General features: G+C 70.9%; 12 protein-coding genes. 9 read left to right on the plus strand and 3 right to left on the minus strand.

From position 1 onward, the window contains the following. Nucleotides 1–103: 103 nt before the first annotated feature. Both ACZ3HL_RS13050 and ACZ3HL_RS13055 read right to left on the minus strand, forming a co-directional pair. The gene (locus tag ACZ3HL_RS13050) at nucleotides 104–1027 is read right to left on the minus strand and encodes a TRM11 family SAM-dependent methyltransferase (protein WP_465530899.1); all 924 of its coding nucleotides are present in this window, start codon (nucleotides 1025–1027) and stop codon (nucleotides 104–106) included. Beyond that, complete coding sequence (locus ACZ3HL_RS13055; RefSeq protein ID WP_465530901.1) at nucleotides 1027–1656, minus strand: hypothetical protein; 630 nt, start codon at nucleotides 1654–1656, stop codon at nucleotides 1027–1029. The genes ACZ3HL_RS13050 and ACZ3HL_RS13055 overlap by 1 nt, the downstream gene beginning before the upstream one ends. 1357 nt (nucleotides 1657–3013) lie before the next feature. On the opposite strand from ACZ3HL_RS13055, the gene ACZ3HL_RS13060 reads away from it, so the two are divergent. From ACZ3HL_RS13060 to ACZ3HL_RS13100, 9 genes are all read left to right on the plus strand, one after another. Then, on the plus strand, nucleotides 3014–3763 hold the full coding sequence (locus ACZ3HL_RS13060; protein WP_465530903.1) for a sigma-70 RNA polymerase sigma factor region 4 domain-containing protein: 750 nt from the start codon (nucleotides 3014–3016) through the stop codon (nucleotides 3761–3763). A gap of 184 nt (nucleotides 3764–3947) precedes the next feature. Further along, nucleotides 3948–4319, plus strand: coding sequence for a pilin (locus ACZ3HL_RS13065; RefSeq protein WP_465530905.1), 372 nt, complete (start codon nucleotides 3948–3950; stop codon nucleotides 4317–4319). A 3-nt stretch (nucleotides 4320–4322) separates the two neighbouring features. Further along, nucleotides 4323–6356, plus strand: coding sequence for a hypothetical protein (locus ACZ3HL_RS13070; RefSeq protein WP_465530907.1), 2034 nt, complete (start codon nucleotides 4323–4325; stop codon nucleotides 6354–6356). Next, on the plus strand, nucleotides 6356–7348 hold the full coding sequence (locus ACZ3HL_RS13075; protein ID WP_465530909.1) for a PrgI family protein: 993 nt from the start codon (nucleotides 6356–6358) through the stop codon (nucleotides 7346–7348). The genes ACZ3HL_RS13070 and ACZ3HL_RS13075 overlap by 1 nt, the downstream gene beginning before the upstream one ends. 3 nt (nucleotides 7349–7351) lie before the next feature. After that, complete coding sequence (locus ACZ3HL_RS13080) at nucleotides 7352–9211, plus strand: VirB4 family type IV secretion system protein (RefSeq protein ID WP_465530911.1); 1860 nt, start codon at nucleotides 7352–7354, stop codon at nucleotides 9209–9211. Further along, nucleotides 9208–10452 (plus strand): hypothetical protein, encoded by a 1245-nt coding sequence (locus ACZ3HL_RS13085; RefSeq protein WP_465530913.1) that lies wholly within the window; start codon nucleotides 9208–9210, stop codon nucleotides 10450–10452. Before ACZ3HL_RS13080 ends, ACZ3HL_RS13085 begins: the two co-directional genes overlap by 4 nt. Nucleotides 10453–10478: 26 nt before the next feature. Then, nucleotides 10479–11906, plus strand: coding sequence for a type IV secretory system conjugative DNA transfer family protein (locus tag ACZ3HL_RS13090; RefSeq protein WP_465530915.1), 1428 nt, complete (start codon nucleotides 10479–10481; stop codon nucleotides 11904–11906). A 60-nt stretch (nucleotides 11907–11966) separates the two neighbouring features. Continuing rightward, nucleotides 11967–12908 (plus strand): replication-relaxation family protein, encoded by a 942-nt coding sequence (locus ACZ3HL_RS13095; protein WP_465530917.1) that lies wholly within the window; start codon nucleotides 11967–11969, stop codon nucleotides 12906–12908. A gap of 39 nt (nucleotides 12909–12947) precedes the next feature. Then, nucleotides 12948–13931 (plus strand): M23 family metallopeptidase, encoded by a 984-nt coding sequence (locus ACZ3HL_RS13100; RefSeq protein WP_465530919.1) that lies wholly within the window; start codon nucleotides 12948–12950, stop codon nucleotides 13929–13931. 736 nt (nucleotides 13932–14667) lie between these two features. Here the strand turns inward: ACZ3HL_RS13100 and ACZ3HL_RS13105 are convergent. Next, nucleotides 14668–15189: a hypothetical protein gene (locus tag ACZ3HL_RS13105; RefSeq protein ID WP_465530921.1), complete on the minus strand. Its 522-nt coding sequence runs from the start codon at nucleotides 15187–15189 to the stop codon at nucleotides 14668–14670. Nucleotides 15190–15309: the final 120 nt, after the last annotated feature.

Consider the following 15309-nt stretch of genomic DNA (forward strand, 5'->3'; position numbering starts at 1 on the left):
CCGAGAGGCGACACCTAACCGGCGGCGATTCGGAGGATGCGGACTCCCCGCGCGCCGGTCATATCGACGCGCAGGGGAATCGGCGGAACAGGTATCGTCCTGTCTAGATGACCGTCGGCTGCTCCGCGACAGAACTCGAGCGGCCCGCTCGGAGAACCAAGATGTCCTCGTGCGCTATCACCCAAGCGGGCACGCCGCGGTCGCGGAGCTTGCGGACGTAGTCGAGCTGGAAGAACGACGAGCGCGGGACGAGCTTGCCGTCGCGCAGTCCCGCCAGCAGCCCGACGCAGCGCTGGACGGGGTCAAGTCCGGCGTTGATCGCGGCGTCCAGCGTGAGCGACGGGAAGTCGATGAGTTCCCCATCGACGCGGAACGGCCGGGTGGTGATGGCGACGACCCCACCGGGCTGCAGCAAGGGGACGGCACGGCGCAGGATGTCGGTGAATCCGCGCAGCAGCATCGGCAGGCTGCGGTGCGCGAGGTTCGCGCGATCGCGGCTGTACCGGTTGTCGTGCTTGCGCACCGGGCGGTGCCCGGGTGCGTGCACTTGGCCGTGGACGCTGGACCCGTACGGCGGGGAGGTCACCAGCAACCCGACCCGCCCGGCGTAGCGGTCAGCGAGATCGGGCAGTACCTGGCGGGCGTCGCCGACGTGGACCTCGCCACGGCCGGTCGCGTCGTTGTCGGCGGCGAGGGTGAGGTTGGCGTCGGCGACCTGCGCCCACCGCTGTTCGTACTCGATGCCGAGCGCGTTGCGGCCTTTGTGGACGGCTTCGACGAGGGTGGTGCCGACCCCGCACATGGGGTCGAGCACGAGGTCGCCGGGTGCGGTGAACGTGTCGATGGCGTGGCGGACGATGGCGGGCAGCATCTTCGCCGGGTGCGCGGTGGACTCGGGCACGTACCGGTCACCGCGCTGAGTGCGTGGGGGCTGCTGCGCGGTCGGCCACACGGTGACCGGAAGCTCGACGAGGGTGTCGCTGCCGCGAGTCAGCACTTCCTGTCGAATCGACTCGTGGGTAGTCATCAGGCGGCTCCGAAGTCGTTGTGGAAGACGAGCAGATCGGTGTGCCCGTCTGCGTGCGCCGCCTCAGCGGGCAGGGTCACCGAGGCCGGCGGACTCGACAGGAGAAGCCGGTCGCCCTGGACGTGGGCGAGCACGGCGATGATGTGCTGGAGGTAGGACAGCCCGGCGTTGGTGGCGGCGGTGACCACCGCGCCGGTGTGGTCGGCGAACCGGCCCGCCCCGGCGGGGTTGCGGGTGGCCACGGCGAGCACCCCGCCGGGAGCCAGCCACCGCGCCCACGAGAGGTATGGCTGGCCGTCGGTGTCGATCCACGGGGCGGGCAGCTCGGCGGTCAGCAGGAGGTCCACCGAGCCGGGGTCCGGGGTGCGCGCCTCGCCGCCGACCCGGTCGTGGTGGCCACCGATAGTGACAGTCTCGGGGTCGACGCGGAGGACTCGGCGGTCGCCGACCGTGTCGGCGACGGCGGCGATCCGGGCGGCGTCCGGTCCGGTCGCCGCGACCGTGTTCCCGCGCGTGGTGAAGGCGGTCACGGCCTGGGTGACGAGGCTGCGGGTGAGGCCCTCGATCAGCGGCGGCAGGCCGTGCTCGTCGGCCGGGGCGGGTGCGCACAACCAGATTCCCAGCGGCACGGACGCGCTTTTCCGCGACCGTGGATGCGGGTGCGCGTCGATTTCAGTTGCGGATTCCGAAGTGATGGGAATAACGCTCATTGTGAAGTATCCTCGCAATTCGCGGTTGCGGGCTCGTACATTGTTCTAAAGGGGGTTTTTCGTGTCGGATTTTGCAGACGAGCCCCAACTTTTTTCTCGCGCCGCGAAGTCCCGAGGTCGGCGTGGTGTTCCCGTGCGGCGGTGCCCTTACCCGCTCGCTTGCTCGTGTCATCGCGGTCGTTGCCGACCGCCCCGGCGATCGAGACCGGAGGACGTTGCGCCCGCGCGGCACGAGGCGTTGACCGCATCGTGGTCGGCGGGCAGCAGTGATGTGTCGGCGGCGTGCGGTGGAGCGTCGAACCCGGCCATCTACACGCCGCGGCCCGGCCGGTGCGCGCCAGCGCGGCCAGGTCGATGACCGCGCCAGGCTCGACCACGATCGACTACCTCCGGCACCGGTGCGAGTTCAACGCGACGCACGCGGAGCGCTCGCACCCATGCGGTGTACACCCGAGGAGCGGGCCTGGACGCAACGCCTCCGGGTAACACGTGGGGCCCCGTGCTGCGCGTAGAACGTCTGCCAGGGTCGTCCGGTTGCCGACACCCGACGGAGCGGCGCAGTGCATAGCGGCTCCGCGGGTGCGCCGACCGCGGGGACCTGGGGGTGCTGGCATGGGCAGCGTCACACCGTCGTCATAGCCGCGCACGCGGTCGGAAGCGGCGCAGCGTCGGCCGCGCCGGAGGCTCGTGTGCGGTGCCCGCCGGGCACTCATCGCGGCGCAGTTCACCGGCTCGACCGACAACGCTGCCCGACGCGACCGCAGGGTGCCGGGCGAGCGGTCGCGTCGGGCAGCGTTGACGCCCCCGCGCCTGGCCACCCGCGGCACCCGTTCGCCGCAGCCCGCCCTTGCCCGCATACGCGTGCAACCGGTTCGCAAGCGGCGCGACGACCGGGGATAGTGAAGATCTTTTCGCGGAGCTGCTGGCGCGGGCGGGCACCGCGCGACGCACCCCTTACGGATTCATTGCACCCCAGGTCAGACGGTATCTGCGTCCGACTGAGTACGGGTACACAGCAGTCAGGGTGACCCCCTTGCGGATTTCTTACACCACTGATTTCAAGATCAACAGGGAAGGTTTGCGCAAGCGGCCTCTGGCGGCATGGACGGCGTCACGTCCACGCCGTTCCCGCCCGCTGTCTCGAGTGGATCGGCTCGCACAAGGGAGTCCCACGATGCCGATCACACCACCGCCGGACGCCCCACGCCCCGGGCCATCGCGTGTCGACCGCCGCGCTCGCCACACGAGCGCTGAGCCGGTCGAGTTCGCCTCGGCAATGAACGCCGCGGAGTCGGCGTTCCAACTGTTGTGCACCGGCCCGAGCCCGCTCGCCCTCGACTGCGCCCCGATCGGGCACGGGCTTCCGCGACGACGGGTGCCGTTGGTCGAGCTGCGCGATGTCCTGCTGGCTCGAGCGACCCCGAAGGCCGCACGGGAGGCGGTGTGGCGCCAGCTGGTGATCGCCGCCCAGACCGACGGCCCGGCATGGGTGCTCGGCGCGGTCGGCGTCGCGCTGCCCGGTCTGCGCAAGGCCGCCGGGAAGCTGATGAAGGACTACACCGGCGATCCTGACGACATCGACTCCGAGGTGCTGGCGGGGTTCACCGCGCGGCTCAAGACGATCGACCCGGACGCGGGAACGTTGGCCAGGAGGCTGGTGCGGGAAGCCCAGATCGCCGGGGCCGCGGTGCGCGCGGCCGAGTGGGACTACGCCACCCGCACTAGGCCGCAGTGGGAGTCGCTCGAGCCACGCCAGCCCGATCAGGGACACGAAGATCTGGTGCTCGCCGAGGCGGTGCGCGACGGAGCACTCACCGAGGCGGAAGCCTCTCTGATCCTGTCAACCCGCCTCGAGGACATGCGCCTGTACGAGGCCGCGGACGAACTGGGCGAGTCGTATTTCCGGGTTTTCCGCGCCCGGAAAAAGGCCGAGTCCGCGCTCATTTCCTGGCTCGACGCCAGGCGCACCAAAAAGCGGAAGATCCGCGAACAAAGCCGGGACCCCGCGTGCAAAAAATCGGCCTGAAAACCCCCTTTAGAACAATGTGAGGGGAATCAGGTCGAGAACCGGGCACACGCGCACCGCGACAGCGGTCCGCCACCGCCGTCTCTGTCGGGCGCAGCAGGCCGCGGGGCCGGTGACCGGCTCCCTGGTTCCCCTCACCTCCACCTCGCCCACCCGCTACCGGTGTCCTCGGGAGGGATCCTGGATGTCTCTGCGATCGCCACGCCATCCACGCGCCTCGTCTGCACGGCGGTTACGTGCCGTCACCGTCCTCACTGGTGCCGGGGTCCTGTTGTTCGTCGCGGTGACTCCCGCGTCGGCCGACACGCTCGTCGTCGCCGCGCCGCCCGGCTCGCTGGACCAGGTCATCGACAACCTGCGCAAATTCCTGATCGGTCTGCTGGTCGGTCTGGCCACGCTGTTCCTGACCATCGGCGGCGTCCGGTACCTCGCCGCGGACGGGGATCCGGGCGAGGTCGAGCGGGCGAAGAAGAGTTTGCGTAACGCCGCGATCGGCTACGGCCTGGCCATGCTCGCGCCGGTCATCGTCACTGTCCTCAAGAGCCTGGTGGGCTGACCGATGACGACCCTCTGCGCACCAGCCACCAGTCCGTCCGAGCCTCCGGTGCGGCGCATCGCCGCCCGGCTGCGCACCGCTGTCCTGGCTGGGCTCGTGTGTGCTTTCGTCGCCGCACTACTGGGTGCCTCGGCCGGGCACGCGCACGCGCAGCCACCCGTGCTGCCGCTGCCTACCGGCTCCAACCCGGGACCGGAAATCCAGTTCCCGCAGGCACCGACAACCACGCCGAACCCGCCGTTGCCGCTGCCGACGAATCCGGACCCGGGGTGGCCCAGCGAGTTGCCACCGCCGCCGACGCCGGGGCAGCCGCTGCCGACCTGGAACCCGCCGACTCCCGCGCCGTCGAGCCCGCCACAGCCGCCACCGATTCAGGTCGACCCCGGCCATCCGGTGACACCCGCACCGCCCGCACCACAGCAGGGGCCGCAGCCGCAGGCCGGGGCCACCGATTGCGGGTGGCTCGACGTGGTGTGCAAGGCCGGGCAGGCGATCGACGAGTGGTTCACCGACCTGGTCACCTCGGCGATGGACCCGGTGCTCGACCTGGTCGGCCGGACCTCGATGACCACCCCGGACCTGGCGGGCAACCCGCAGATCTCGCAGCTGTGGGACATCACCCGCTGGGTCGCGAACTCGCTGTTCATCCTGTTCGTCGTCGTCGGCGGGATCGTGGTCGCCTCGCACGAGACGCTGCAAACCCGGGTCACGATCAAGGAGACGCTGCCGCGGATCGTGGTCGGCTTCATCGCCGTCAACGCCTCGCTGTCGCTGATCGGTCTCGCGATCAACTTCGTCAACGGGATCGCGACCGGGATCCTGGCCGGCGACTCGTCCGGCGGCATCACCACCGGTGTGAAAGACGAGATCCACCGGCAGCTCGAACAGGGCGGGATCTTCATGATCCTGGTCTCGCTCGTCGTGCTGATCCTCGCCGTCGTCCTGCTCGCGCTCTACGTGCTGCGCCTGACGATCACGATCGTCATCGTCGTGGCCGGGCCACTCGCTTTGGTGTGTCACGCCTCGCCCTATACCGAGGGCATCGCCAAGCTGTGGTGGCGGGCGCTGTTCGGTGTGCTGGCGATCCAGGTACTACAGGCGATCACGCTGGTCGTGTTCGTGAAGCTGTTCTTCGTTCAGGGCACCTCCGGCCCCGCCACCACCGATCTGCTCGGTGTCTCGGGCGGCCTGATGAACCTCGTCATCTCCGTGGTGCTGCTGTTCATCTTGGTCAAGATTCCGTCCTGGGTGATGCAGCAGGTCGGCCTCGGTGGGCGTTCGACGATCGCCTCGATCGTGAAGTACGCACTGCTGGCCAAGGGCCTCGGAATGCTCGGCGTCGGCAAAGCCGCGGGCGCCTCCGCCGCCCGCGGCACATTCGGTCGCCGCGGCACCGGAGGGGCGTCCACCCGACCGCGGGGGCGTGGTCCAACCGGTTCTCGCCCCGGCGGTGCGGTGCCTCGCCGGGGCGGCGGTGCAGCGTCTGGGACGGGTGCGCAGCGGATGGCCCACGGTGCCGCGCGGGCGGCCCGGGAGCGTGCGACCCGCGCGTGGGCCGCGCCCGCACGCATGGCACGCGATGCCCGCGCAGCCGCACGCGAACGCAAGCAACCACTGAGCGATGGCGGGTTCACTCCTGTCTCCGGCGCGTCCGTGCCCGCGCCGATGCCAAGCATCCCGGCCGGGGTGAGGGTGGCGCCGCCGATCGAGTCCACCCGCTGGGGTTCGCCCGACCCCCGCAGTCATTCAGGGCCGCCGCCAACCACCGCAGGCACCCGGGCGTCGGCGGCAGCGCGGCCGCCGCGTCCGGCGACCGCGAGCCAAGCGCGGGACCGGACCATGGCGCGCACTCCGCCCCGTGCCACCGGGACAACCGCGCGCCGCACGCCGGTCACCACGCCGCCGGTGCACACGCCCACCTTTCAGGCGCCCGGCGCCGCTCCGTCGTCGCCAGGTGCGCGGAAACAGCCACGCGCACCCCGGGCCGGGACGGCGAAGCCCACACCCCGTAACCCGAAGAAAGGAGGAGGTCGCTGATGCGCAGTGATGACGAGGTTCCGATGTCGGCGCGAGTGCCCGCCGATGTGGAGAAGCCGGACAAGATCGTGTTCGGGTTGACCGCCCGGCAGGCCGCGATCCTCGGCGTCACCGGGCTGCTGCTGTGGGGCACCTACCAGCTCATCCACACGGTAGTGCCGCCGGTGATGTTCGCCGCGGTGGCAATCCCGATCGGCGGGGCCGCGTTCGCGCTGGTGACCATGCGCCGCGACAGCCTCACGCTGGACGCGTGGCTGCTGGCCGCGCTCAGGCAACGGCTGAGCCCGACACGACTGGTGCCCGCCCACAGCGTGCGCGGCGACACCGTGCCCGACGCTCCCGCCTGGGTCGGAGTCAAGGCCGGACCGCTGCCCGCGCCCCTGCGGCTTCCGGCGGAGGCGATCTCGGCCGAGGGTGCGATCGATCTCGGCGAGCAAGGCACCGCGCACGCCGCGGCTTGCTCCACGGTGAACTTCGGGCTGCGCACCGCCGGTGAGCAGAACAGCCTCATCGCGGGATTCTCCCGCTGGCTGCACTCGCTGTCGGGTCCGGTGCAGATCGTCGTCCGCGCCCAGCGCCTCGACCTTGAGCCCTACCTCGACGTGCTCGCCGACGAGGCCGGCGGACTCCCACACCCCGCACTGGAGCAAGCCTGCCGCGGGCACGTGGAGTTCCTGCACGAGTTGTCGGCCAGCCGGGATCTGTTGCGGCGCCACGTCACCGTCGTGCTCCGCCAACCGGCCAGCGGACACCGTGGCCGTGATGCGAGCGCGGCGCAGACCGTCGCGCGGCGCGCGAGCGAAGCCGCCCGTGCGCTGCGGAGCTGCGAAGTCGTCGTCGCCCCGCTCGACGGCGCAGCAACCCACGCCGTGCTCGGCGCAGCCGCCGACCCCAACGGCGGCCCGCACGCCACCCGCGCGGGCACCGCCTCCGGCGTCGTCACCGCACAACCAGCCCTACACGAACCCAGCACCGACGACGTGGAGGTCTAACCGATGAGCACGATGAAAGTGCTGCGGCGCGGCGCCAACCGCATCCTCGGCCGCACCTCCACTTCCGGCTCGGCCAGGACCGGTGCTGGCGCGGTGGCCGGTCCGGATGCGATCGAGGTCGGTCCGCGGTGGCTGCGCGTCGGCGACGGCTATACCGCCACCCTCGCAGTCACCGGATATCCGGCCGAGGTCGGCGCCGGGTGGCTCGAGCCGCTGCTGTCGTATCCAGGCCGGGTAGACGTCGCGCTGCACATCGATCCGGTCAACCCGGCGGTCGCGGCGAAGCGGCTGCGCCGCCAGCAAGGCCGCCTGGAATCCGCCCGCCGGTCCTCGGCGGAGAAGGGCAAGCTCGACGACCCGGAGACCGAAGCCGCCGCAGCCGACGCCGCCGACATGGCCTTCGCCCTCGCCCGCGGCGAATCGAAAATGTTCCGTGTCGGGCTGTACCTGACCGTGCACTCCACGACCGCGGAAGATCTCGAGGCCGAGGTCGCCGAAGTGCGGTCACTGGCCTCGAGTCTGTTGCTGGACGCGCAGCCTGCGTCGTGGCGGTCGGTGCAGGGCTGGACCTCTACCCTGCCGCTCGGGGTGGACCTGCTTGGCATGCACCGCACCCTCGACACTCCCGCTCTCGCCGCGAGTTTTCCTTTCACGTCCCCGGATTTGCCTGCGGCCGATCCGTCACCGCATGCGCCGTTGACTGGCCGGTTGTACGGGGTCAACGCCAGCTCCAACGGGCTGGTGTTGTGGGACCGCTGGAGCCAGGACAACTACAACTCCGTCACACTCGCCCGCAGCGGCGCCGGGAAGTCGTACTTCACCAAGCTCGAAGCGCTGCGCTCGCTCTACCCCGACCCGCACCGGCCCACCCCGGAGGGCGAGGTCGCGGTGCAGGTATTCGTCATCGACCCCGAAGACGAATACCAGCGCCTCACCACGGCCGTCGGCGGCACCTATCTGCACCTGGGCGCACCGGGTGTGCGGTTGAACCCCTTCGACCTTCCCCCGGGCGCGCAGAAACTACCGGACGCATTGACCCGCCGGTCGCTGTTCATCCACACGCTCCTCGCGGTGATGCTCGCCGAGCCGTTGTCGCCACAGGAGACCGCAGTACTCGACCGCGCCGTCACCGCCACCTACGCCAGGGTCGGCATCACCGCCGACCGCCGCACCTGGAACAGGCCCGCACCGGTACTGGCCGACCTCGCCGACGTGCTCACCACCAGCGGTGACTCGGCCGGTACAGACCTGGCCGCGCGCCTCACGCCGTATGTGTCGGGATCGTTCTCCGGCTTGTTCGACGGGCCGACCACAACCACGCCGGACGGGCACCTGGTGGCGATCTCGTTGCGGGACCTGCCCGACGAGCTCAAGTCGGTGGGCACGCTCATCGCGCTGGACGCCGTCTGGCGCCGCGTGCTCGACCCGCACCACCGCCGCCGCCGGTTGGTGATCGTGGACGAGGCATGGCTGCTGATGCACCAGCCCGAAGCGGCGAAGTTCCTCTACCGGCTGGCGAAATCAGCGCGCAAGTACTGGGCCGCGCTCGCGTTCGTGTCCCAAGACGCCGGTGACGTGCTCTCCAGTGATCTGGGTAAAGCGATCGTGGCCAACGCCTCGACACAAGTCCTGTTGCGACAGGCCACGCAGGCCATCGACGCCATCGCCGATGCCTTCCATCTCTCCGATGGGGAACGGGCTTATCTGCTGGCTGCGGGGCTCGGCGAGGCGCTGTTGCTCTCGGGCACCAGCCGGGTGGCCTTTCACGCCCTGGCCTCCGACGCCGAGGACGAACTGATCACCACTTCCCCGGAGTTCCTGGCAGGAATCCCGGCCGACGACGAGGACGACCTCGAACCATGAGCACTGATTCGACCATGCCCGCCTCAATCCCGAACCCCGCCACCAAACTCCTCACGACACTCACCGCCGTCTGGGACGGCGCCCGCACCTGGGTCACCCAGCATCTCGCGTGGGTGATCGTGGTCGCCTTTCTCCTTGCCCTCGGCGTCGCGGTCGTGCTGCGGTTGCGGCGGGCGGCGCGGCGCCGCTGGTATGACGGCGCCCGGCTGGTGACCGTGCTGCCCCCGGCCGGACTCGACCCGGCCGCCGCGCTCGCCGGAGCGCGCCGGTTGTGGTGGGACCTGCCCAGCTTGGCCCCACCTCGCTGGAAACGGCTCGTCGCCGGGATCCCGCACCTGGCGATCGAGTACCACCTGGCCGCGGGCGAGGATCTCGCCGTCTGCTTGTGGCTGCCGGGTCCGGTGCCGACCAGCCGCATCGACGCCGCCCTCCGCGCAGCCTGGCCCGGCACCCTCGTCCTGGACCGCCCCACCAACGGGCAAGCCTCGTCCAGCGACGCTGAGGCGGAGCCCGCGCCGCGGGCGGGGCTGGTGGTCACCGGGGGGATCGTGCGCCCGGAACGGCCGGAGCACCTGCCGCTGCGAGTGCCCGATCCCCGCGACGAATCCGCCGACCCCTTGCGGGCGTTGGAGGCCGTGGCCGGGCAGCTCACCGAGGGAGAGTCCGCAGTGGTGCAGATTCTCGCGCGGCCCGCGGTCGGACGGCGGTTACGCCGCTACCGGCGGACCGTGGACCGGTTGCACCACGGGCGCCCGGGTCGCCGTTCCGCGCTGGCCAGCTTCGTCTCGGTGCTGGTGCGCGAACTGATGGAGATCATCACTGGCAGCAAGTCCACCGCCACCACGCACGGCACCAGCGACCGGGTGCCGCGGCGGCTGGACCCGCAGCAGACCGAGGAACTGCGCGAGATCCGGGCGAAGAAACTCCAGCCGCAGTGGGAAGTCGGGCTCCGCTACTACACCGCCACCACCGCCCACGGCCAGCAGGCCGCCGACCGTGTCCGTGGTCTGGCCGACGCCCTCTTCGGTGTCTTTGCCCTGCTGGCTGGTCGTAATGCCCTGGCCCGGCACCGCCTGTCCAAGCCGCGCGCGGTGATCGGCGCCCGGCGGATGCGGCGCGGCGCGCTGCTCTCTGCCGGGGAGCTGGCCGCGCTGGCGCACTTGCCCGCCCGCACCGACGCACTGTCGAGCGGCCAGGCCCGCAGCGTTCCCGCGCCACCCCACACCACCCGGCGCCTCTGAGCACCGCGGCGAGAGGAGATTCTTCGTTGCCCACACACAAGAAACCCTCACCTACTCAGGGCAACACCGACGCCGCAGCGACGCCCGGCCCGGCCCGGCTCACGCTACGTCCGGGACATGACCGGCGTCGAAGGACGCCGAAGCCGCTCGGGGTCACCGACGCCGGGCCAGCACGCCGGGTCGTGCTGCCCGTTGTCGATGCTCGCCACCATCTCCATATCGCCGGGACCACTGGGAAAGGAAAGTCGACCGAGCTGCTGCGACTCGCTCTCGCCGATATCGAGGCCGGGCGCGGGGTTGCGGTGATCGAGCCGCGCGGCGATCTCATCCGTGACCTGCTCGACCGGATGCCTGAAGATGCCGGCGAGCGGCTCGTCCTCATCGACCCCGACGAGACCCAGGCACCTCCTGCGCTCAACGTGCTGGATCCGGCCGGGCTCGGCGGCGAGACCGTCGCCGAGCACCTGGTGTCCACTTTGCACCGCATCTACTCCGCGTGGTGGGGACCCCGAGTGGAAGACACGCTGCGCGCCGCGGCGTTCACGCTCACCCGGCGCCCTGGCTCGACGCTGGCGGATATTCCGTTGCTGCTGACCAACACCCGGTATCGGCGGGAGGCCACCCGCCGGATCAAGCGGGAAGACCCTGCCGGGATCGGGGCGTTCTGGGCCGCCTACGACAAGCTCACTCCCTCGGCCGCGGCGGCGCAGGCCGGTCCGGTGCTGTCCAAGCTGCGCGCGGTCACCGCCCGCCGGTTCGTCGCGGACCTGTTCGGCACCGCAACGAGTTCGTTCGACCCGGCCGACATTCTCGACGGCGGGATCCTGCTCGCCCGGCTCCCGAAAGGCGAGCTGGGCGAGGACTCCGCAAGGCTGGTCGGGTCGCTGCTGGTGGCCTCGCTCTGGCAGGCCGCGATCGGGCGCTCGCACCAGCCCGAGCACAGCCGTGCCGACGCGACCATCCTGATCGATGAGGCACAGAACTTTCTTAACTTGCCTACCCCGCTCGGTGACGCGCTGGCCGAGTCCCGGGGGTATCACGTCGGGTGGGTGCTCGCGCACCAGCACCTCGACCAGCTCACCCCCGCCTTGGCGAAAGCGTTGGATGCCAACGCTCGCAATAAGTTGTTCTTCGGGGTGAGCCCGGACGACGCCCGGCACCTCGCCGCGCACGTCGGCCCGCACCTCGACGCGGGCGACCTCGCCCGGCTGGCCCGCTACCAGGCCGCGGTCCGGCTCTCGGTCGACAACCGCGACACCCCCGGCTTCACCCTGCGCACTCTCCCACCGCCGCCGGTCATCGACGGCCGCGCCGACGAACTCCGCGCGGCGGCCCGCGCTCATGGCATCGATCGCGCGACCCGCGACCGAGCCCGCAGCCGCCGCGTGTTCGCCACCCGCGCCCCCAGGACCGAGCTGGATGCCGGACTCGACCACGACGACGACCTCGACTGACCCACCCCCGCGGGTCGTCTTTCACCTCTATACCCGCTCGTGATCGGAGGCACCGTTCCCATGCCCGACAACGACGAGAACTCCACGGCCGCGCACACCGGGCGGACTCGCCGACACCGCCACCGCGGCTCGGTCGCCGACCCGGTCGAGCTGGCCTCGCGACTGACCGAACGCGACCGGACCCTGTTGTCGCTGCTGGACGAGCACCGCGTGCTCACCAGCGCCCACGTCGCCGACCTGCTGTCCTATCCGAACCTCAACCGGGCACAACGACGCCTGCTGGCGTTGTGGCACTGGCACGTGCTCGACCGGTTCCGCCACCCCCGCGGCGACGGCGCCCTCACCGGCTGGCGCTACACCCTCGGCATCGCCGGACACGGCGTGCTCGCCGCCATGCGCGGCCAGGCCCCGCCCCGACCGAACACCGTGCGCGAACAGGTGCTCCGGCTGGCCACCAACCCGAGACTGGCCCACCTGCTCGGCATCAACGACGTACTCGCCGCCCTGACCGCACACGCCCGCCGCCACGAGGATGCGGAGCTGCGCTTGTGGCACGGCGAACGTTCCGCCGCCGCCGACTGCGGCGGCCTGGCCCGCCCGGACGCGCTGATCGTCTACCGCGAAAACGGTGCACAGCTCGTGGGCTGCTACGAACACGACACCGGCAGCGAACCACTCACCCGCGTGGTCGAGAAACTCGACGGCTACGCCGAACTCGCACACGCGGGCGGCCCCCAGCCCGCCCGCAAAATCCAACAACGCCACGGCTTCTGGGTGCTGTTCGGCCTGCCCACCCCCGCGCGCGAAACCCACCTCCGCGAACGACTCACCGCCACCGACACCACCGGCCCCGGCATCGCCGCCGGAGACGTCGGCTGGCGCATCGCCACCACCCACGCCGACGCCCTGCGCGACCCCGGAGGCCCCGTGTGGCTGCCCCTGCACGGCAACCAGCGCCAGCGCCTGGCCGATCTCGCCCGAACACAAGATCCCGCGCGCTAAAGCCCCAAGGCACCCACCCACCGCTGAAGGGAGGACCGGGTGAAACCCGCCGTCAAACTCGCCGTCACCGCCGGGTGCGTGACCCTCACACCGGTGCTGTTCCTCTCCGCCAGCCTCGGCGCGATCCTGGGCACTGACGGCGCCAACGGCACAGGCGGCGCAGGCGGCTCTCTCACCTGCACCACGACCGGTGCGCCGACCGGGAGCGTGGCCGGATACGGCCCCGACCAGATCGCCAACGCCGCTACCATCGTCGCTGTCGGCAAACAGATGCGGGTACCCGGATACGGGTGGGTGATCGCGATCGCGGCAGCGATCACCGAGTCCAAGCTCCACAACCTCGACTACGGAGATCGGGACTCGCTGGGATTGTTCCAGCAGCGACCGTCGATGGGGTGGGGTACCCGTGCGCAGATTCTCGACCCCGTCTACGCCGCCACCAAGTTCTACCAGCACCTGCTCGCGCTACCGAACTGGCAACACATGGCGCTCGCCCCGGCCGCGCAAGCCGTGCAACGCAGCGGATTCCCAGACCGATATGCCCTGTACGACCAGGCCGCACAGCGGATCGTCAGCGCGCTGACCGGCGTGTCCTGCGCCCCGACCTCACCGTCGCCGAACAACACGGGGTGGGTCGTCCCGGTCGCGGGCCGCTGCAGCTCGGGCTTCGGACCGAGAGGCAGGGAATTCCACAATGGGCAGGACATCGCCGCGCCGATCGGCACCCCGATCGTCGCCGCCAGCGGCGGCCGGGTGATCGCCTCCGGCCCCGCCAGCGGCTACGGCCTCTGGATCCGTATCGAACACGCCGCAGGCGTGATCACCACCTACGGGCACAACAACCGCAACCTCGTCACCGTCGGCCAGCCCGTGCAGGCCGGACAGCCCATCGCCGAAGTCGGCAACCGCGGCGAATCCACCGGCCCGCACCTGCACTTCCAAGTCGAGCCCGGCGGTCAGCCCACCGACCCGGTCGTCTTCTACCGGCAGCAGAACGCACCACCGTTGTGCGGCCCGAAGTAACACCGCCCGGTCCGGCTCCGGCACCACCCGCGTCGTGCGATCACGGCGCCGTTCGGCGGATGCCGGTGAGCCGGGCCGACCGGTTCAGTCTGTCGCGCGCCGCTGCCGATGCCCGGTCGAGCGCCGAAGGTCGATGCCGAGTTTGCTCAGGTCGCGGATAGTGTTACGCAAGCTACGGTGGTCCGAGGCAGTACCCGGGAAAGTGTAGGTGCGGCCGTCGGGAAGCTTGACGCACCAATGCTTTCTGCGACGACTCAACTCGCATCCGGCCGCTTCCAGTTTGGCACGCAGCTCGCGCCAGGTGGTGGGCCAGACTGTCCCGGCACCACCGCCTCGTCGTCGACGCCGCAGTGGCGACGAGGTCCGTCTGGACGGCGGCGGACGGCGGGTGTTAGCGCGGCAGCTGAAGGCGACGAAACACACCAGACCGTCGGCACGGACGTGGAGTTCGCACTCGCCTCGACGGTAGCGAAGCACGCCGGGGTCGCCCGGAACGGGTGCCGTCCAGTGTGGCTGGTAGAAGGCGGCGAGCACCGCCCGCACCGCGTCCTGGCCGGACACGCGGCAGGCGGCGCCCGGTGTCATGCGCGGAAGAGCGTTCCCTGTCACAACGACACGTCCACTGTGGACTTGCATCGGGACGGCGGCGTCGTCGCCGAGCACCTCGTCCGTTCGCGGTGCGGCGAGATTGCGGGTGGACGTGGGTGGCATGGCGGGCTGGGCGTGAGCCGCTCGGTCATCGTGACGGCACCCCCTCGACGGCAAGCGACTCGGGATCCGGCCCCCGCCACACCGCCGGTACCGATCCGGAGTCGGTGCGGCGCAACGGGTGGATCCGCAGCCGAGCGCGGTAGCTGCCCGACCGCCCGGCGCCGACCGCAGTCTCGATCCACGATCGCGCGTGCGTGGTAGTGGCGAACGGGCCGACGAACAGCGCCAACCGGCGGGCGGGCGGGTCGACCATCATCGACACCACCACTTCGTCCATAGAGGATAGTGGCGGACGGTGGTCGTGCACGGTGAGGGTGTCGGCCACCGGATCGGGCAGTTCGATGACGTCACCGGTCATCGGGGCGATGGCATGGGTGGTGATCGGGTCCGTCTCCGGCGGGTGCAACGCGATCGCGCGCGCGAAGGTGTCCTCGGTGGTGAGCCACTGCGCGGCGAGGGTCGCGTCGCCGCGCGTTGGGAAGGTGCCGTAGGCGCGCAGACCCTCGCGGGCGCACACCGCGATCGCGGCGAACACAGCGGTGTTCATCGAAACGATGTCCCTTCAGGCGGCTACGGGGGGCGGGGGGGGGGGGGGGGGGGGGGGGGGGGGGGGGGCGCGCGCGGGGGGGGGGGGGGGGGGGGGGGGGGGGGGGGGGGGGGGGGTGTA

The organism is Amycolatopsis sp. NPDC000009 (genome assembly GCF_055563465.1).